The 18490-nt window shown below is 71.5% G+C and carries 20 protein-coding genes; 7 read left to right on the top strand and 13 right to left on the bottom strand.

The genetic code is table 11. The features are described from left to right. Window positions 1–166 precede the first annotated feature (166 nt). Window positions 167–1660, bottom strand: a complete 1494-nt coding sequence (locus tag B0I33_RS14930; RefSeq protein WP_106179452.1) for a cytochrome ubiquinol oxidase subunit I — start codon at window positions 1658–1660, stop codon at window positions 167–169. A gap of 258 nt (window positions 1661–1918) precedes the next feature. Here B0I33_RS14930 and B0I33_RS14925 point away from each other — a divergent pair, with 258 nt between their 5' ends. Then, window positions 1919–2521, top strand: coding sequence for a TMEM165/GDT1 family protein (locus tag B0I33_RS14925; RefSeq protein WP_106179343.1), 603 nt, complete (start codon window positions 1919–1921; stop codon window positions 2519–2521). Window positions 2522–2528: 7 nt separating this feature from the next. On the opposite strand, the gene B0I33_RS14920 is transcribed toward B0I33_RS14925, so the two are convergent. From B0I33_RS14920 to B0I33_RS14910, 3 genes are all read right to left on the bottom strand, one after another. Further along, window positions 2529–3161: an IclR family transcriptional regulator gene (locus B0I33_RS14920; RefSeq protein WP_106179342.1), complete on the bottom strand. Its 633-nt coding sequence runs from the start codon at window positions 3159–3161 to the stop codon at window positions 2529–2531. Next, window positions 3158–4012, bottom strand: a complete 855-nt coding sequence (locus B0I33_RS14915; protein WP_281259414.1) for a hypothetical protein — start codon at window positions 4010–4012, stop codon at window positions 3158–3160. The genes B0I33_RS14920 and B0I33_RS14915 overlap by 4 nt, the downstream gene beginning before the upstream one ends. A 103-nt stretch (window positions 4013–4115) precedes the next feature. Next, window positions 4116–4751, bottom strand: a complete 636-nt coding sequence (locus B0I33_RS14910) for a LysE family translocator (protein WP_106179340.1) — start codon at window positions 4749–4751, stop codon at window positions 4116–4118. Between the two features lie 81 nt (window positions 4752–4832). Between B0I33_RS14910 and B0I33_RS14905 the strand changes: the two genes are divergently transcribed. Continuing rightward, on the top strand, window positions 4833–5630 hold the full coding sequence (locus tag B0I33_RS14905) for a DUF2470 domain-containing protein (protein WP_425440476.1): 798 nt from the start codon (window positions 4833–4835) through the stop codon (window positions 5628–5630). 63 nt (window positions 5631–5693) lie between these two features. On the opposite strand, the gene B0I33_RS14900 is transcribed toward B0I33_RS14905, so the two are convergent. Continuing rightward, complete coding sequence (locus B0I33_RS14900; protein WP_106179338.1) at window positions 5694–7406, bottom strand: BCCT family transporter; 1713 nt, start codon at window positions 7404–7406, stop codon at window positions 5694–5696. A gap of 145 nt (window positions 7407–7551) precedes the next feature. Between B0I33_RS14900 and B0I33_RS14895 the strand changes: the two genes are divergently transcribed. Together B0I33_RS14895 and B0I33_RS14890 are read left to right on the top strand one after the other, a co-directional pair. Continuing rightward, complete coding sequence (locus tag B0I33_RS14895; protein WP_106179337.1) at window positions 7552–8364, top strand: CPBP family intramembrane glutamic endopeptidase; 813 nt, start codon at window positions 7552–7554, stop codon at window positions 8362–8364. A gap of 103 nt (window positions 8365–8467) precedes the next feature. Continuing rightward, window positions 8468–8650 (top strand): hypothetical protein, encoded by a 183-nt coding sequence (locus B0I33_RS14890; protein WP_106179336.1) that lies wholly within the window; start codon window positions 8468–8470, stop codon window positions 8648–8650. On the opposite strand, the gene B0I33_RS14885 is transcribed toward B0I33_RS14890, so the two are convergent. Continuing rightward, window positions 8613–9155, bottom strand: a complete 543-nt coding sequence (locus B0I33_RS14885) for a DM13 domain-containing protein (RefSeq protein WP_106179335.1) — start codon at window positions 9153–9155, stop codon at window positions 8613–8615. The two genes, B0I33_RS14890 and B0I33_RS14885, sit on opposite strands and share 38 nt — an antisense overlap. A 112-nt stretch (window positions 9156–9267) precedes the next feature. Here B0I33_RS14885 and B0I33_RS14880 point away from each other — a divergent pair, with 112 nt between their 5' ends. Together B0I33_RS14880 and B0I33_RS14875 are read left to right on the top strand one after the other, a co-directional pair. Next, on the top strand, window positions 9268–10521 hold the full coding sequence (locus B0I33_RS14880) for an arginine deiminase (protein WP_181193295.1): 1254 nt from the start codon (window positions 9268–9270) through the stop codon (window positions 10519–10521). Between the two features lie 165 nt (window positions 10522–10686). After that, a complete protein-coding gene (locus B0I33_RS14875) occupies window positions 10687–11232 on the top strand; it encodes a ferritin (protein WP_106179334.1) in 546 nt (181 codons plus the stop codon). A gap of 96 nt (window positions 11233–11328) precedes the next feature. Here B0I33_RS14875 and B0I33_RS14870 read toward each other — a convergent pair whose 3' ends face one another. From B0I33_RS14870 to B0I33_RS14855, 4 genes are all read right to left on the bottom strand, one after another. After that, complete coding sequence (locus B0I33_RS14870) at window positions 11329–12177, bottom strand: hypothetical protein (RefSeq protein ID WP_106179333.1); 849 nt, start codon at window positions 12175–12177, stop codon at window positions 11329–11331. After that, window positions 12174–12758, bottom strand: coding sequence for a SigE family RNA polymerase sigma factor (locus tag B0I33_RS14865; RefSeq protein ID WP_181193294.1), 585 nt, complete (start codon window positions 12756–12758; stop codon window positions 12174–12176). Before B0I33_RS14865 ends, B0I33_RS14870 begins: the two co-directional genes overlap by 4 nt. 86 nt (window positions 12759–12844) lie before the next feature. Continuing rightward, complete coding sequence (locus B0I33_RS14860; RefSeq protein WP_106179331.1) at window positions 12845–13201, bottom strand: DUF952 domain-containing protein; 357 nt, start codon at window positions 13199–13201, stop codon at window positions 12845–12847. Next, window positions 13198–14073, bottom strand: a complete 876-nt coding sequence (locus B0I33_RS14855; RefSeq protein ID WP_106179450.1) for a DUF5926 family protein — start codon at window positions 14071–14073, stop codon at window positions 13198–13200. The genes B0I33_RS14860 and B0I33_RS14855 overlap by 4 nt, the downstream gene beginning before the upstream one ends. 65 nt (window positions 14074–14138) lie before the next feature. On the opposite strand from B0I33_RS14855, the gene B0I33_RS14850 reads away from it, so the two are divergent. Next, entirely contained in the window at window positions 14139–15305 is a 1167-nt protein-coding gene (locus tag B0I33_RS14850; RefSeq protein WP_106179330.1) for a cytochrome P450, read from the top strand. 45 nt (window positions 15306–15350) lie between these two features. On the opposite strand, the gene B0I33_RS14845 is transcribed toward B0I33_RS14850, so the two are convergent. The 3 genes from B0I33_RS14845 to B0I33_RS14835 all read right to left on the bottom strand — a co-directional run bounded on the left by B0I33_RS14845 (window position 15351) and on the right by B0I33_RS14835 (window position 18473). Further along, window positions 15351–16301, bottom strand: a complete 951-nt coding sequence (locus tag B0I33_RS14845; protein ID WP_181193293.1) for a DUF4328 domain-containing protein — start codon at window positions 16299–16301, stop codon at window positions 15351–15353. Then, window positions 16301–16636 carry a rhodanese-like domain-containing protein gene (locus B0I33_RS14840; RefSeq protein WP_245900688.1) on the bottom strand — a complete coding sequence of 112 codons (336 nt, stop codon included), beginning with the start codon at window positions 16634–16636 and terminating at the stop codon, window positions 16301–16303. The genes B0I33_RS14845 and B0I33_RS14840 overlap by 1 nt, the downstream gene beginning before the upstream one ends. A gap of 76 nt (window positions 16637–16712) precedes the next feature. Continuing rightward, a complete protein-coding gene (locus B0I33_RS14835) occupies window positions 16713–18473 on the bottom strand; it encodes a sodium/solute symporter (RefSeq protein WP_106179328.1) in 1761 nt (586 codons plus the stop codon). Window positions 18474–18490: the final 17 nt, after the last annotated feature.

Genomic DNA, 18490 nt, shown 5'->3' with positions numbered 1-18490 from the left:
GCCGCGCCGGGTTGTCCCCATATTGTGCACAAGTCCACGAGTTGTCCACAACTGGCTGGTAAGAACGCCACGAACCCCGCGCCCCCGGTAGCCTGGCAGCGGGGTCGCCCCCCGGTGAGGGTGGGGGCTGGGTTGGGGCGGATTCGGCTCGGCATCGCAGGCCTCCTCAGTAGGCGAACGCGAGCGCGTCGTCGGTGGAGTCGGAGTCGTCGTCGGTGGCGGAGCGCTTCGGTGGCAGCACGCCGTCCACGCCGCCGCGGACGTACTTGCGCAGCAGGAAGACCTCCACGACCCCGAGCGCGAGGTACACGGTGGTCAGGGAGAGCAGCGACGCCCACACCTCGCCGGTCGACAGCCGGGACACCGCCTGCGCGGTGAACATCCACACGCCGTCCAGCCCCGTCGGGTTGGGCACCACGACGAACGGCTGCCTGCCCATCTCCGTGAAGATCCAGCCCGCACTGTTCGCGGCGAACGGCAGCGCGATGCCGAGCAGCGACAGCCGGGGGAACCACCGGGACTCCGGGATCCGCCCGCGCCGCGTGAGCCACAGGGCGAGCACGCCGATGCCCGCGGACAGGGCGCCGAAACCGATCATGGCGCGGAAACCCCAGTACGTGACCGGGAGGTTTGGCACGTAGTCGATCGGCTTGCCGGCCAGCTCGCCGAGCACCGGGTCGTCCGGGTAGTGCGTGCCGTACCGCTCCTGGTACTCGCCCACCAGGTCCTGCACGCCCTTCACCTCGGTGGTCAGATCACCGTGGGCGAGGAACGACAGCAGCGCGGGCACCGTGAACGTCTTGACGCTCTCGCAGTTCTCGTCCGTCACGTCCCCGACCGCCAGGATCGAGAAGCTCGCCGGTTCCTCCGTGTGGCACAGCGCCTCCGCCGACGCCATCTTCATCGGCTGCTGCTCGAACATCAGCTTGCCCTGCACGTCACCAGAGACCACGAGCGCGCCGAACGCGACCACGCCCACCCACGCACCGAGCCGGAGCGAGGAGCGCCACACCGCGCGGTGCTCGTCGGCCGCGGCGCGGCGGCGCCACAGGTGCCACGCGGCGATCCCGACGAGGAACGCGGCCGCCACCGAGAACGCGCCCGCGATCGTGTGCGGGAACGCGGCCAGCACGGTGTTGTTGGTCAGCACCGCCCAGATCGAGTTCATCGTCGGCCTGCCGTCGGTGAACTCCACACCGACCGGGTGCTGCATCCACGAGTTCGCGGCCAGGATGAAGTACGCCGACGCGATCGTGGCCAGCGAGAACGCCCACGCGCAGGCGAGGTGCACGCGTTTCGGCAGCCGGTCCCAGCCGAAGATCCACAGACCGAGGAACGTCGACTCGACGAAGAACGCGACCAGGCCCTCCATCGCCAGCGGCGCACCGAACACGTCGCCGACGAACCGGGAGTAGGCGTTCCACGTCATGCCGAACTGGAACTCCTGGACGATGCCGGTCACCACGCCCATCGCGAAGTTGACCAGCAGCAGCTTCCCCCAGAACTTCGTCATCTTCAGGTAGCGCACATCACCCGTGCGCACCCACGCGGACTGCATTCCCGCGACGAGGACGGAGAGCCCGATCGTCAGCGGAACCATCAGGAAGTGGTAGACGGTCGTGATTCCGAACTGCCACCGCGCGAGCTCCAGGATGTCCACGACCTCCACCCTGCTCGCCACCAGGGCCGATCGTCAGGTCCCGTGGTCCCGAAGTGCCCGGGACCTAGGTCCCGGTGACCGGAACCGCAATCCGGTCCCCCGCCCGAAAATCAGGATTCGGCGCGGCGAAAAAAGCATTCCGGTCCACCCCTGAAATGGGCGCCACCACGCCTCAACCGGCGATTCGCAATTCCTATGTGCTGGGCATTCTCCGATTTCACCTTTACCGTTGAAGAGGTAAGGGGGTGTACCGCATCGATGTCCGCCGCACTGCTGGCTCTCGTCACCACGTTCGCGCTGGTCATAGCCGTCGAACTGCCGGACAAGACGTTCGTGGCGACGCTCGTGCTGACCACGCGGTTCCGCGCTGCCGCGGTATTCGCCGGAGTCACCGCGGCATTCGCGGTGCAATCTGTGGTGGCGGTCGCATTCGGCAGTGCACTGACATTCCTGCCGGACCCGATCGTTTCGCTCGTCGTGGCCGCGTTGTTCGGTACCGGCGCGGTGCTGCTGCTCCGGGAGGGCTTCCGGCGGGGTGAGGACGGCTCCCACGACGCCGTACGCATGGGCGCGGCGCCCGCCACCTACGCCCGGTCCGCGATGACCTCGTTCGGCGTGCTCTTCGCGGCCGAGTGGGGCGACGCCTCGCAGCTGGCCACCGCGGGACTCGCCGCCCGCTACGCCCAGCCGTTCGCGGTGGGCCTCGGCTCGTTCGCCGCACTGGTCTGCGTGGCCGGGCTCGCGACCCTCATCGGGCGCAAGATCCGCGGCCGGATCCGGCCCCGGTTGCTGCAGCGTGTGGCGGGCTTCGTGTTCGCCGGGTTCGCCGTCTTCGCCCTGGGCCACGCGCTGCTCGCCTGACCGCCGCTCAGCCGCGCAGCACCTCGGTCAGCGCCGTGGCCGACTCCACCGTGCGGGGCCCGACCATCCCGGTGTCCAGCGGCTCCAGCGACAGGACCCCGACACTCGCCCGCAGCCCCGCCACCCCGCGCACCGGCGCGGCCACGCCGTACGTGCCGGGCTGCGGCTCACCCGACGCCGCGGCCCAGCCGCGGCCGCGCGGCCGCAGCGTCAGCGCTCTGCCCGCCGCCCCGCGCCCGGCGGGATGCCTGCTGCCCACCCGGTAGGCGACGTGATAGGCCGTCCACGACGGCTCCACCACGGCGATGGCGTGCAGCTGGTCGCCGTCGGCGACGGACAGGTGCGCGGTCACCCCGAGCGAGTCGGCGAGCTCCCGCAGCACCGGGCGTGCCGCCTCCCGCAGCTGCGGCAACATCTGCTCGGCCAGCCGCAGCACACCGGCCCCGAGCCGCACGCGGCTGCCGTCCCGCCACACCAGCCCCCGCTCGGCGAGCGGCACGAGCAACCGGTACACGGCGGCCCTGCTGACACCGACCGTGGCGGCGAGTTCGGAGACGGTGGCGGCGTCACCGCCCGCATCGGCCACCGCCTGCAGGAGGGCGAGCCCGCGATCCAAGGTCAGCGAGCTCTCCCGGCTCACAGCAGACCCAGGCCCTTGAGGTCGGTGACCGGCTCGGCGAAGCTGCCCGAGGCGTACGACGCGAACAGCGAACGCACGGCCTTCGCGGCCGGTTCGGACAACGCGCTCGCCTCCGCCGCGAGCGCCTCGCCGTCGGTCGACGTCAGCGCCTCGCGCACGTTCCCGCCGGAGAGGCAGCGGGCCGACGCGACGAGCAGGTTCAAGAAGCCGTGGTGGACGAAGCCGGTCTCGGCGTCGGTGTGCCGCACGGCGCGGTGCAGGCTGTTCGTCGCCTTGAACTGAGCGCCGGAGGACCCGCTCACCACCGCGAGGAAGTCCGCCACCTCGTCGACGCTCGGGAAGTTCTCGCTGGACACGCCCCCGCACCGGATCTTCGGCCAGCTGCCGTGCTCGATCACCTTGCGGACGCCGTCGAGCCAGCCGACGCCCCGCCGCGGCTCGACGACCCGGACCACGTCCTCGGGAACGAACTCGGACACGCGCTCGAGCCACACCTCGTCGACGTCCGACGGCGCGGGCATCTCGACCATGCGCAGCGCGAGCAGCTCGTTGCGCGACTCGACGATCGAGATCGCCTTGGGCACACCGCCCAGCCCGGTGTCGATGATCAGTGAAAGGGGCAGCGGCGACTTCGGCCTGATCTTGATCAGCTCGGTGATCAGCTCCGGGAGCCGGGAGGCCTGGCACAGGAAGACGCCGAGCATCCCGGCGTGCTCGCCCGCGCGGTGCGTGAGGTGCGCCTGCAGCGCCTCGGCCATGGGCACTTCGGTGGGCGGGAAGAGCGCCGAGTCGTCGACGAGCCGCGCGAGCAGGGGAGGAATTCCGCGAGGGCCGGGGGGCGTGAGTTCCACAGCGCTTGACACGCCTCACACGCTAGTAGCGTCCGAAATCAGGACGAAACTGCCCACCTAACGAACGCATCCGTGGGTGCGCATATCATCCGCGACCTCCTCTTCAGGCCGCCGACCGGCCCTGCACGGCCAACCGGAGGCCGACCGCGATCAGCAACGTCCCGGTGGCCGCGTCGAGCGCCTGCCGGACGCGCCGCGCCGCCAGCAACCGCCGCAGGGCACCCACGACGTTGGCCACGACGACGAACCACAGTGCGGTGAGCACGACGGGCACGGCCGAGACCAGGGCGGTGTCGGCAGGCGTCGGATCGGCGGGCAGGAACTGCGGCAGCAGGGCCACGAAGAACACCGCGCACTTCGGGTTGAGGACGTTGCACAGCAGGCCCTCCCGGAAGGCACGCGGCACGCTCGTCCCTGCGCCCGCGGCCACCTCCACGGGTGGCCCCGCGCGGCAGGCGGCGAGCAGCGCCTTCACCCCGAGAAAGCCGAGGTAGGCCGCGCCGACCAGCTTCACCACGGTGAACGCCACCGCGGACGCCGCCAGCAGCGCGGCCACCCCGATGGCCGTGCCGAGGGACCACACGGCCACACCGGCGGTGATACCGAGCGCGGTCGCCGTGCCCGCCCGCCTGCCGGAGGTCGCGGCGTGCCGCAGCACCACGGCGAAGTCCGGCCCCGGCGACATGGCCCCGACCAGGACCACACCGGCGAATGTCAGCAGCTGCGACCACGACGCCATGCCGAAAGCCTAGGCCGACCAGCACCGCGAGGGCTTCCACCTTTTCTCAAACTAGGTTAGCCTCACCTAAGTTGGAGGTGAGTGGTGAAGGATCTCGAGACCCGCCGCCCGCCGGTGCCCAGCCCGGCCGAGCGCGCCAAGACGATCGCGACCCGGGGTGGCCAGGCGGTGCTCCTGCCGTCCGCCGAGCGGACCACACCCGCCGAGGCCCGGATCGAACCCGTGCTCCACCACGTCCACGGCAGCGCCAGCGTCAGCGTGCTCCTGCCCGACGACGCGCCGCTGACGAGAGCCACGGCGACCGCCGACGGCGGGCAGGTCGCCGTGATGTTCGAGCTCACCGACCGGGCGCCGGTCGATCTGCGCGAGCCGATCCGGGGCCTGCTCTGGATCACCGGCTGGCTGCGCCTGCTGGACGACAAGTCCGGCCGCGCCCGCGCCGTGTCGATCGCGGACGCCCGCCCGGACCCCCGGCTCCTCGATGTCGGGCACGGGCTCAGCGTGCTGCGGCTGACGCCGGCCTCGCTCGTGCTCGCCGACGCCGAGGGCACCCACTCACTGCGGCCGCACATGTTCGGCGCCGCCTCGGCCGACCCGTTCTGCGAGCACGAGGCCCAGTGGCTGCGCCACCTCGAACGGACCCACGGCGACGTGATCACCGACCTCGCCCGCCACCTTCCCGACGACCTGCGGAGCGGCCGGATCCGCCCGCTCGGCCTCGACCGGTACGGCCTGCGGCTGCGCGTCGAGTGCGACGGCGCGGAGGGAAGGGGCGATCACGACGTCCGGCTCGCGTTCTCCCGCCCGGTCGACCACCCGCACCAGCTCGCGCTGGAGATGCGCAGGCTCGTCGGCTGCCCGTTCCGCGACCGGACCTGAACACGACGGTGCCCCCGGGGACGCTCCCCCGGGGGCACCGTGCCGTGGTCGGTCCGGAGTCGCTCAGCGCCGGGCGCCGGTGCCCTCCTTCGCCTGACCGTCGGTGGAGCCGTTCGGCTCGACGAGCCCTTCCTCGATCAGGCTCTGCGAGACGTGCTCGGTGAGCTCGTCCCGCTGCATGCGCCGCTGGATGCGGAGCATCGTCTTCCGCTCGGAATGGAAGTCCTTCCAGATCGCGACGCACATGAAGATCATCACCACACTGAACGGCAGCGCGATGAGGATCGCCATCGTCTGCAACGCGCTGAGCCCGCCCGCGAGCAGCAGCGCGGCCGCGACGCCGCCCTCCATGACACCCCAGAACACGCGGCTCCAGGTCGGCGGATCCGGGTCACCACCCGAGGAGAGCATGTCCACCACGAGCGAGCCGGAGTCGGACGAGGTCACGAAGAACAGCACGATCAGGATGACCGCGCCGACCACCGCGATGGTGCCGCCGGGCAGTCCGTCGAGCAGGCCGAACAGCGACCCGTTGGTGTCCACGGTCGGCGCCCCGGTGTCGTCGGTGCCGATCAGCCCGCCCTGGCCGAACAGCTGCCGGTAGAGGGCGCTGCCGCCGAACACGCTGAACCACAGGAAGGTGACCGCGGTCGGCACCAGCAGCACACCGGCGACGAACTGGCGCACCGTGCGGCCCCGCGAGATGCGGGCGATGAACACACCGACGAAGGGCGCCCAGGAGATCCACCAGGCCCAGTAGAACGTGGTCCACCAGCCCTGCCAGGCCGTGCCTTCCTCACCCTGGTAGGCCGTGGTGTTGAAGCTCATCCGCAGCAGGTTCTGGAAGTAGTCGCCGATGGACTGCACCAGCTCGCGGAAGATGAACAGCGTCGGGCCCGCGATGAGCACGAACAACAGCAGGAGCCCGGCCAGGCCCATGTTGATGTTGGACAGGTACTTGATGCCCCGCTTCAGGCCCGTCACCACCGAGACGACCGCCATCAGCGTGATCGCGCCGATCAGCACGACGTAGGTCAGGTTGCCCGGGTCGCTGACGATGCCGAGGAAGTCGAGACCGGCACCGACCTGCATCACGCCGAGACCGAGCGACGTCGCAACACCGAACAGGGTGCCGACGATCGCGACGATGTCGATCGTGTCGCCGATCCAGCCGTTGACCCGCCTGCCCAGCAGCGGCTCGAGTGCGTAGCGGATCGACACGGGCCGCTTCTTGCGGTGGATCGCGTAGGCGATCGCGAGACCGACCACCACGTAGATCGCCCACGGGTGCAGGCCCCAGTGCAGGAACGTCTGCACCATCGAGTCCTGGGCGCCCGCCTCGTCGGCGGCCGCGATGCCGGAGGCCCGGTTCGGGATGCCGGCGAAGTGGTTGAGCGGCTCGGCGACACCCCAGAAGACGAGCCCGATACCCATCCCGGCCGCGAACAGCATCGCGAACCAGGAGCGGAGGCCGAACTCCGGCTCCTCCTCGTCCGGGCCCAGCTTGATGTCACCGAAGTGGCTGAGGCCGACCCAGATCGCGAACACCACGAACACGGAGACGATGAGCATGTAGTACCAGCTGAAGGTACCGATCACCGCTTCCTGGATGGCGCTGATCACATCACCCACGGCACCGGGGAAGACCATCGTGATGAGCACGAAGCCCACGATGACGACGGCCGAGGGCCAGAACACCTTCGGCGCCACCGACTTCATCCAGGGTTGTCGCGAACCCGTCGGTGTCGCGGCCTCAGTACCTGACGTTTCCGTCACGAGGCTCTCCTCCCTTTCGATTGCGTCCATAGCACCCTAGTGCCGAAGTGGGACGATCATGTCGGAAAGTTACCGACCCGGACCCCAATCGAGCCCAGGAACAGCATCTGACCAGGACCGTTCGCGGTTCATGTAACGTGCCACAGTGTCCCCAGCCGCACACGAATGGCTCAACCCAGCGAAGCCGGCTGAGCCACGGACAGTAACCGACCCGGCCGAACGGCGGGCGCTGACGCTCGAACTCGTCATCGTCTTCTCGATCACGCTGGGTCTCGCGGGCGCACGCAGCCTGCTGTCGCTGGTCGATGCCCTGCTGCGACCGGAGCCGCTCAACGAGCAACGGGTCGCGATCAACGTCCCGCAGGCCACGTCCGAGACCATCGACCTGTTCAAGCAGCTGCTCAGCGTGCTGCAGCTGGCCGGATGGGGCGCGCTCGGCGTCTACCTGCTGTGGCGGGCCGGGATGCGGCTCGCCGAGGTCGGCCTCGACCGCTCCCGGCCACGGCGCGACCTCGCCTGGGGAGCGGGGCTCGCGGCACTGATCGGCATCCCGGGGCTCGCCCTGTACTTCGTCGGATGGCAGCTGGGATTCAACCTCACCGTCCAGCCGTCCACGCTCGGCGAGACGTGGTGGCGGCCGCTCACGCTGACGCTCGCCGCGTTCGGCAACTCCTTCGCCGAGGAGGTGCTGGTCGTCGCCTACGTGCTCACCCGGCTCCGCCAGCTCGGCTGGGGCGAGAACCGCTCGCTGCTGCTGGCCGCGGTGCTGCGCGGCTCCTACCACCTGTACCAGGGGGTCGGGGGTTTCGTCGGCAACCTGGTCATGGGTCTGGTGTTCGGCCGGGTGTGGCAGCGCACCAACCGGCTGTGGCCGCTGGTGGTCGCGCACACACTGCTCGACGTGGTCGCGTTTGTCGGCTACGCGCTCCTCCGTGATCATGTTTCGTGGCTGCCCTGAATGGCAGCGCGATCGAACATGTGTTCTAATAGGGAGACCGGTCGGCAGGGGACCACCGGAGGGGATCGCAGAGGCCGGTCTTCGCCAGACGAGGAGGGGAACCATGGCGTGCAAGATCACGCACCGGGTCAACGACCAGCAGCTTCGCTTCGCCAACCGCGAGGCCGCCGAGCGCTACGCGGAGATCATGGGTGGCGGCGTGGACAACTGGGTGTTCGACATGGTGCCCAGTGCCGAGCCCGCCCATGTCACCAGGCGAGCGGAGCCGAGCCGAACGACACGTTGAACCGGTCACACCAGATCACGGCGCTGCGCAGCCCGGTGAGCCGCACTCCGCGCGGGATCGCGTAGTTCTGGTTGCCGTCCGTGGCCTTCAGCTCGCCGAGGGCCACGTACCGGCCGTCGTCGTAGCCGCCCTGGTCGGCTCCCGCCTCCGCGGAACTCAGCCAGACGTGCACGTCGGGCCCGTCCGAGGTGGAGAAGCCGGCGAGTCGCAGGATGCGGGAGCCGTCCGGGAGCTCCAGCACCCGGGCGGTGCCCGTGGTCTCGTGCTCCTCGCTCACGAACCGGCCCGCCGCGAGCTCGACCGGGTCGGCCCGGGACCCGGCGCCGGTCTCTCCCGCCACCGGTGCGGCGGGCACCGGCTCGTCCACCGTGCTGCGGGTGAAGGCCCGCCACGGTTCGAACGCCCACAGCGCCGCCACCGCGAGCACGATCGCGAACGCCGCGACCGGCCAGAGCACCCGTCCACGCCGCCAGGACCGCCGAGCGGTCCGCAACGAACCGTTCATCGCACACTCCGTTCCTCCGCCGGGAGGGGCCCTGGCGGCTCATCCGTTACGACGCCGCGCCGCGTCGTTTCGTGGCCCGCGGCGGCCTTACCGACTCATTACGCTCGCGGGCGTGAACACCTCGCCGAACGCCCTCCGGATCGCCAAGGCCGACCAGCTCGCCGCCCACGTCGACACCGAGGTGGGGCCGCTCCGCTCCGTGCTGCTGCACCGGCCCGGCAACGAGCTGAAGCGGCTCACCCCGCGCAACAACGACCAGCTGCTGTTCGACTCGATCCCGTGGGTCGACCGGGCCCAGGACGAGCACGACGCCTTCGCCGAGGTGCTGCGGGGCCGCGGGGTCGAGGTGCTGCTGCTCGCCGAGGTCCTCGCCGAGACCCTCACCGACCCCAGGGCGCACACGGCCGGGGTGCACGCGGCCGTCGACGACCGCAGGCTCGGCGGCGACCTGGCCGACTCGCTGCGGTCGCACCTGTCCGGCACCGATCCGGCGACGCTGGCCGAGGTGCTGATGTCCGGCATGACCTTCGAGGAGCTTCCCGCGGCGGAGGGAGCGTCGCTGGTGCGGAAGATGCACCACCCGCACGACTTCGCCGTCGACCCGCTGCCGAACCTGCTGTTCACCCGGGACTCGTCGGTGTGGATCGGGGACCGGGTGGCGATCTCCTCGCTCGCCATGCCCGCCCGGCGCAGGGAGACCGCCCTGCTCGACATCGTGTACGCCTACCACCCGCGCTTCCACGGCGCCGTCCGCGCGTACGGGGCACACTCCGCGCCCATCGAGGGCGGCGACGTCCTCCTGCTGGCACCCGGCGTGCTCGCGGTCGGTGTGGGCGAGCGCACCACCGCCGCGGGTGTGGAGTCGCTCGCCCGCTCGGCGTTCGCCGACCACATCGCCCACACCGTGCTGGCCGTGCCGATCGAGCAGAACCGGGCGACCATGCACCTCGACACCGTGTGCACGATGGTGGGCAGGGACGCCGTCGTGATGTACCCGCTGGCTCGTGACTCGCTCGTCGCGTACACGCTGCGGCCGGGTGACGACGGTGGCCTGCGGGTCGAAGGACCCGCGCCGTTCCTCGCGGCCGCCGCCGAGGCCATGGACATCGACCGGCTCCGGGTGATCGACACCGGACTCGATCCGGTCACCGCCGAGCGCGAGCAGTGGGACGACGGGAACAACACGCTCGCGCTCGCACCCGGGGTCGTGGTCGGCTACGAGCGCAACGTCGAGACCAACGCCAGGTTGGAGGAGGCGGGCATCGAGGTGCTCCGCATCGCGGGGTCCGAGCTGGGCTCCGGGCGGGGCGGCCCCCGCTGCATGTCGTGCCCGATCGTCCGCGAGCCCATCCCCACGCACCGCTGATGCACGATCGACAATAGGAAAGAAAGGCTAACCTAATAGGGTCACGTGGCCTTAGGAAAGCCTAAACAAAATTAGCTGAACCTTGGCTAATAATTGTAGTCGAATGCGGTTCATATCACCAGTCCCGACTGGAAAAGGAACCGCGGTACCGCGTATTCTGAAAACATGGCCACGAAGAAGCACCCGCGATCCAAGTTCTACGAGCTGCTGCAGGCGCAGATTCACAACGAGTTCACCGCGTCCCAGCAGTACGTCGCGCTGGCCGTGTGGTTCGACAACTCCGACCTGCCGCAGCTCGCGAAGTACTTCTACGAGCAGTCGCTCGAGGAGCGCAACCACGCCCTCGCGATGGTCCAGTACATGATGGACACCGACCACCACGTCGAGATCCCGGGCACGGGTTCGGTGCGCAACGACTTCTCCGACGTGCGGGAGCTCGTCGAGCTGGCGCTGGAGCAGGAGAAGGAGGTCGCGGCGGACATCAAGGCGCTCGCCAAGGCCGCCCGCGACGAGGACGACTACACCAGCGAGCAGTTCATCCAGTGGTTCCTCAAGGAGCAGGTCGAGGAGATCTCGAAGATGTCGACGCTGCTCAACATCGTCGACCGCGCCGAAGGCAACCTGTTCGAGATCGAGCAGTTCCTGTACCGGGACTCGACGGACGGCGGGGACGATTCGGGCATGCCGCCGGTCGCCGGCGGAAAGCTCTGAGCGCGACCTCACCGGCCGCGAAAGGCGCAGAAGACACAGAAGAAAACCCGGGCTCTCCCCCTGTGGAGCAGCCCGGGTTTTCGCTTGTGGGGCGATTCAGCAACCCGAATCGGTGACGCTCAACCGCAACATCGTCACGACTCCGTCCGTCACGCCGAAGAAATACCGCGCACCCGCACCGGCCGGCGCCGAGTACCCACCCGGTTCAGTGACGAGATCCGGGTAGGCGGAGCGGAGTTCGCTCACCGGCGACCCGACACCGACGCCCTGGGTGGTGCGCACCCGAGCGGCCGTGAACCGCACGATGCCCCTGGCGTCCGAGATCGTCACCGACTCGATCGCCTCCCCGCCCTCGGCCAGCCGGTAGTCGGTGCACGACCCCTCGGCGGGCCGGGCGGCCGCCTGACCGTTCGCACCGGCCAGCATGCCCGTGGCCGCCGCCTCGTCGTACGACATGTTCAGCGTCAGCGCCTGATAGCCGTCGGGCCCGAGCACGGGCAGCGCCATGATCTCCGCGTTCGCCGTGCTCGGCTCGGTGCTCGACGTCCGCTCCGCCGACGACGAGGTGGTGGCGGTATCCACCGACCTGTCCGGCGAGGCCGGCTGCTCCGGTTCGGGCCGCGACCGTATCGTCGGCTGCTCCGGCGACTCCGTGCTGGGCGCGTCGAGCGTCGTGGTCGCGGTCGTGCTGCCCGCCGGTGCGGCCACGATGTGCTCCTGGCCAGGGCCGGGATCGCGGGCGACGCCGGTGAGCAGCACCCCGCCCGCCACGACCGCGGCCACGGTGAGCGCTCCGGCGCCGCTGACGAGCGCCGTGCGGCTGCGCCGGACGCGCCGGGCACCGGCCACGACGGTCTCGGCGGCACCCGGCCGGGGCGGCACGTCGAGCCGCTCGTCGGCGAACAGCCTGCGCAGCTCGGCGTCGAGCTCGTCGTCGGGATTCATACCGCTTCCCTCCCTCCGGTGCCCTCCGGCCTGCCCAGCCTCGCGCGCAGGTTCGCCATCGCCTTGCTGGCCTGGCTCTTCACCGTGCCCGGGCTGACGCCCAGCGACTCGGCGATCTCCGCTTCGGACAGTCCCTCGTAGTAACGCAGCACGATGACCGCTCGTTGCCTCGGCGGCAGCGCCCGCAGCGCCTGCCACAGCGGCTCGTGCTCGAACGGGTCGGCGTGGACGAGGGGGTTCGACTCGGGGATGTCGGCGACCAGGTTCTCCCTGCGCAGGCGGCGCCACCGGCTGATGTGCGCGTTGGCCATCGACCGGCGGACGTAGGCGAGCGGGTCACCGGTCTTGCGCTGGACGTGCGACCAGCGGGAACCGATCTTCTCCAGTACCGTCTGCACGAGGTCGGCCGCGTCGTGCGGGTTGCCAGTGAGCGCGTGCCCGTAGCGGAGCAGTCCGGGCAGGCTGGCCTCGACGAACTCGGCGAAGTCCGTGAGGTCGCCAGGCACGGCCGATCCCCTCTCGTGGCGCACGACGGCCGTCCCGCCATCCCCGCACCGGACGGCAGGCACGAATGCGGTCACCGTAACGCCTCCCGCCTGCCTCGTCGTACCTGGCCGAGAAGTCCACGCTCCCGCGGGCGCCGAGGTTGCCTCCCGGCCCGGCCCGGTCAGCGGGGCGTGGCGAGCTCGGCGGGCAGGCGGAAGGAGCCGTCCGGCTCCGGGGGGAACGGGTGCACGGAGACGATCGCGTCCCGCGGGATCGGGCCGTAGACGTGCGGGAACCACGGCGCGCCCGGCTCGGGCGGCACCGCGGGCTCCCAGCGCAGCGGCACGTCCAGCCGGGCGGGATCGATGCGCAGCAGGAGCAGGTCCGTGCGGCCCGCGAAGAGCCTGCCCGCGGGCAGGTGCACGGTGCCGGGGTCGGAACAGTGGACGAAGCCCACGTCGGCGAGGGACGCCGCGCGGTACGGCTCGCCTTCGGCCAGCGCGGCCCAGTCCGCCTCCGGGCAGATGTGCAGGATCAACGCAGGGTGAGCTGCCTGCCGACGAGGCCGTCGCGGGCCCTGCGCTCGGCCGCGTTCAGCGGTTCGTCGTCCAGCGACTTCAGCGCGGCCTCCAGCCGGGAACCGAGCTGCTGGGACGGCTCGAGCCACTCCCGGGCGTGCGCCTCCGGGTCGAGGTCCCACACCGGCACGAGCAGGCCGTGCGCGCGGAACGAGCCCGCGTACCGGGAGCCTTCGCCGAGGCCGATCTCCCCGGCCGCGGACAGCCTGGCGAGCGCCATCAGCAACCGGTTCTCATCCGCGGGCCACACCCAGCGCAGGTGCGCCTTCTCCCCGGCGAGCACCCAGTAGGCGCCGGGACCGAGCCGCTCGGTGGGCATGATCGCGGCGTTCGCGCGCTCCAGCGACATCGCCACCTCACCGCTGGCCTCCGTGTCCTCCGGCAGCCACCAGGAGAAGTCCTCGTGCAGCTGGACGTCCAGCTCGGCGCCGGGCTCCAGCAGATCCTGCAACCGCTCACCCTCGGCGGGCTCGCTGGTGGTGTCGGGCACCGAGAGCACGTCGCCCGGCCCGGCCTCCAGCGCCCAGCGCAGCGAACGGCCGAGGTCGCGGCTGATGTCGGAGGACCGCGTCTGCACCTGCATGCCGAGGAACACCTCGCCGTCGGTGCGCACGAACGCGGCGGCGGCCATCGGCAGCACCGTGCCGAGTGTGACCGCGCGGTCGGCGTCGGCCGCGAGGGTCAGCTTCGCCGTGGCGGAGGGCACGAACTCGCGCAGCGCGATGAGCTCCGGCTCCGCGGCGAGCCCTTCGAACGGCCGCGCCACGAAGACGTCGCGAACCTTCGGCTTCCGGTCCTTCTTCGGTCCCTTCTTCCGTGCGGCCTTGCCCACGTTCTCGCCTCCCGTTTTCGTCACGGCCGACGCTACCCGGCTCCGTTCCAGGCTACGGTCGGTGGGTGTTCGATCCGCACGACCCCGCGTTCCTCGCCGATCCGTACCCCACGTTCGCCGCGTTGCGCGCCGAGGCGCCGGTGCACCGGCACGACGGCCTGGGGCTCGCGATCGCGGTGTCGCACGGCGCGGCCTCCGCTGTGCTGCGGCACCGCTCACTCGGCCGGATCTGGATCGACGCCACCCCCGCCGAACGGTTCGCCTCGTTCAACATGCTGCACCGCAACTCGCTGCTGGAGAACGAGCCACCCGCGCACACCCGGCTGCGCAGGCTGGTGTCGGCGGCGTTCGCCAGGGGACACGTCGAGCGGCTCCGGCCCGCGGTCGACGCGCTCGCCACCCGGATGACCACGACGCTGGCGGAACGGATCGCCACCGACGGCGCGGCCGACCTGCTCGAACACCTCGCGCAGCCGCTGCCGGTCGCGGTGATCGCCGAACTGCTCGGCGTGCCGGAGGAGGCCGGGCCGCGGCTGGTGGCATGGAGCAACGCGATCGTGAAGATGTACGAGTACGGCCTGCCCGAGGAGCGGCGGCGGGAGGCGGAGGACGCTGCCGCCGCGTTCGCCGGCTACCTGCGCGAGGTGGCCGAGGAGCGGGCGGCCCGGCCCGGTGACGACCTGGTGAGCCACCTGGTGGCCAGCGAGCTGACCGGTGACGAGGTGGTGGCGACGGCGGTGCTGCTGTTGATGGCCGGGCACGAGGCGACGGTCAACGTGATCGGCAACGGGGTGCTCGCCCTGCTCACCCACCGGGAGCAGTGGGAGCGGCTGGTGGCGGACCCGGCGTTGCGGGAACCGGCGGCCGAGGAGCTGATCCGGTTCGACTCACCGCTGCAGCTGTTCGAGCGCACGGCCACCCGGGACGTCGAGATCGCCGGGCACACCGTGCGGGAGGGCGAGAAGATCGCGGCGCTGCTCGGCGCCGCCGCACGGGACCCCGAGGTGTTCGCGGAGCCCGACGTGCTCGATGTCGGCCGGACGCCCAACCCGCATCTCGGCTTCGGTGGCGGCATCCACTACTGCGTCGGCGCCCCGCTCGCGCGGATCGAGATCGCGGCCGCGCTCGGCGCGCTCACCCGGCTGCTGCCCCGGCTGCGGCTCGCGGGCCCACCCGAGCGGCGGCCGGAGTTCGTGATCCGGGGGCTGCGCACGCTGCCGGTCACCGCCTGACGCACGCGAACGCGGCACTCGCGAGCCTGAGCGGGGGACTCGCGGTCAGCGGGCGGAGTGGGCCGGGCGGGGGCGGCGCGCGGGCGCGGGAGCGCCGTCGACCCGCACCACGCGCGGTGGGCGCCGCAGCTCGTGGTCGATCGGCGCGAGCAGGCGGGTGAAGCGCTGGACGACCACCGCGGTGAGCGCCGCCAGCGCCGTGGCGGCGAGGTCGGTCAGCGCGCTCAGCACCACGCCGTCGGCGTCGGCCTGCACGCCCGCACGCGTCCGCCAGGCGACGGTCAGCGCGAGCAGCACGCCGTTGGCCACCCAGGCCGACCACCACGCCAGGACGAGCCGGGAGGGCCGGGGCCGCTCGCCGGCGGGACGGCGCAGCACCGCGTGCTCCAGTTCGGCGACGATCGGCCCGGCGAGCACCAGGTTCGCCACGGGCACCAGCGTGCCGACGGCCACCTGCCATCCGGGCCGCGGCGGCTCCTGCCCCGCCTCCTCGGCGGCGGCCGCGCGGGCCACGAACAGCCACCAGACGGCGGCCGCCCCGGCGAACAACGCGAGCACGAACGCCAGCAGGGAGAACGCGAGCACCACCGCGTCGGAAGCGCCGACGACACCGGGGCTGAGTGCGGTGTCCCGGCTCCGCAGCAGCAGGACGTACCGCCAGACCTCGCCGCCCGCGGCGACGGCCGTCAGCGCGGCCAGCGTCCACAGCAGGGTCACGGTGTTGCGCGCGATCATGCGCAGCCGCAACAACGGCACGGGGCCGTCGGACGGGGTACCCGGAACGGCCGTCGGCCACCGCCACACCACGTGCGGGAAGCCCCAGCGCGGCATCACCGGGTACGACGGCGGTCCCGTGTAGCGCTCGGGGGCGACCCTGCGGCGCTGCCCGGCACCGGGCGGGACGGTCGCCACCCAGCGCACCCTCGGCCGGGCACGCGGCTGCCCCGGCCGCTGCGGAGCGGGCTGGGGCAGCGGGTACGGCCGGCCGGGTTGCATCAGAGGACCTCGGGCTCGGCGCCCTCGTGCTCGCTGACCAGCGCGCGTCCTTCCGTGTGCCAGGACTTCATCCCGCCCGCGACGTTGATCGCCTCCACGACACCGGCCTGGTTGAGCCAGGCCGCGGCCCTGGCCGAGCGGCCGCCGGTGCGGCACACGACGTAGACCGGCCGGTCGTCGGGCAGCTCGGAGAGCTCGTCGATCCGGGCGGGGAGGTCCCCGAGCGGGATGTGCAGTGCTTCCGGTGCGTGCCCGGCGGCCCATTCGTCGGGCTCCCGCACATCGAGCAGCACGAGACCGTCCGACGGCAGGTCGGAGACCGAGGCCGTGGGCACTTCGACAGGGTGTACCACGGCCCCATCGTCGCATGTCGGCCTGTTCGGCGCCGGTGAGTGCCCGCGGATGCCGGGCCTACTTGCGGTGTTTGCCCCGCTTGCGCGAGCGGTCCTCGATCCGGCCGAACCGGGCCTCCGCGCGATCGCGCATGAAGCCGAGCGGGTCCGGGGCGTGCAGGCGGAGCATGACCGCGTTGACGTCGTCCGGGATGCGGCGCGCCGTGCCGAGGCTGACGACGATCGTGGCGAGGAACGCCGCGGTCACGGTCAGCAGCGCGGGCTGCTCGATGAACCACGGGGCCCACCCACCGCTGTACTCGCTGAGCACGTTGAGCACCAGAGCGAGCAGGACCAGGCCGCCGCCGACGCACATACCGACCATCGCGCCGGGCCAGGTCAGCCTGCGCCACCAGATGCCGAGCACGAGCAGCGGGCAGAACGTGGAGGCCGCGAGCGCGAACGACAGGCCGACGCTCAACGAAAGGTCCTCCACCGGCAGGGACACGGCGAGTGCGGCGGGGAGCGCGGCCATGGTGACCGTGGCGATCCGGAAGTCGCGGACCTTCCCGGCGAGCACGTCGGTGGCCACCACCCCCGCGACGCTCACCAGCAGGCCCGACGACGTGGACAGGAACGCCGCGAACGCGCCCGCCGCCGTCACCGCGCCCAGGATCTGGCCGGGCACGCCCGGCAGCATCGCCGAGGGCACGAGCAGCACGGCGGCGTCGGTCCGTCCGGTGACCAGCAGCTCCGGGACGTACATCCGGGACAGCGCGCCGATCAGCACGGGGAACATGTAGAACAGGCCGAGCAGCACGAGCACCTGGACGGTGGTGCGGCGCGCGGCCTTGCCGTCGGGGTTGGTGTAGAAACGCACGAGCACGTGCGGCAGTCCCATCGTCCCGAGGAACGTCGCGAAGATCAGCGAGTACGTGCCGAGCAGGGCGCCCGCGTCCTCGGCGGGCCGCAGCCAGCTCGCGTTGTCCATCTCCCCGCCGCTGACCGCGGGCACCGGCGCCCCCTCGGGGAAGCGCAGCGTGGTGCCCTCGTCGACCTCGTAGCGCACGCCCGGCAGCCACACGCGCTGCCCGCCTTCCTCGGCGGGCAGCCACACCGGTGTCTCCTCGCTGACCTCGAACGAGGCGCCGGTCTCCACCGTGACGGTGGTGTCCTCGCGGAACACGGGCGGAGCCGGGTCCCCGAGCGAGCCCGCGGAGCCCGCACCGCCCGTGCCGAAGAACACCACGCACAACACGAAGGTGGGGGCGGCCAGCGCGAACAGCTTGAGCCAGTACTGGAACGCCTGCACGACGGTGATCGCCCGCATGCCGCCCGCCATCACGTTGACGGTGACCAGCACCGTGACGCCGACGGCGCCGAGCCACGCGGGCGCGGGCATGACCGCCTCCAGCGCCAGCCCGGCCCCCTGCAGCTGCGGGAGCATGTAGAGCACCCCGATGGCGACGACGGCCACCGTGCAGAGCTTGCGCAGCGGTTCGGACGCCAGCCGCGCCTCCATGAAGTCGGGCAACGTGTACGCGCCGGAGCGGCGCAGCGGGGCCGCGACGAACAGCATGAGCGCGAGGTAGCCCGCGGTGAAGCCGATGGGGTACCAGAGCGCGTCGGCACCCTCCTTGAGCACGACACCGGCCACGCCGAGGAACGACGCGGCGGAGAGGTACTCCCCCGAGATCGCGGCCGCGTTGCGCCGCGAGCGCACGGTACGCCGGGCCACCAGGAAGTCGTGCGTGGTGTTCGCGTACCGGGACGACCGTTTTCCCAGATAGAAGGTCACCGCCGCGACCAGCACGACGCCGGAAAGGGCCCACGGGTTCATCGGCCGCGCCCTCCCGC

It is taken from the genome of Prauserella shujinwangii, from assembly GCF_003001955.1.
GTDB classification, from domain to species: domain Bacteria; phylum Actinomycetota; class Actinomycetes; order Mycobacteriales; family Pseudonocardiaceae; genus Qaidamihabitans; species Qaidamihabitans shujinwangii.
Note: the sequence above shows the minus strand (reverse complement) of the source record. Positions and strands in the feature narration are given on the sequence as shown.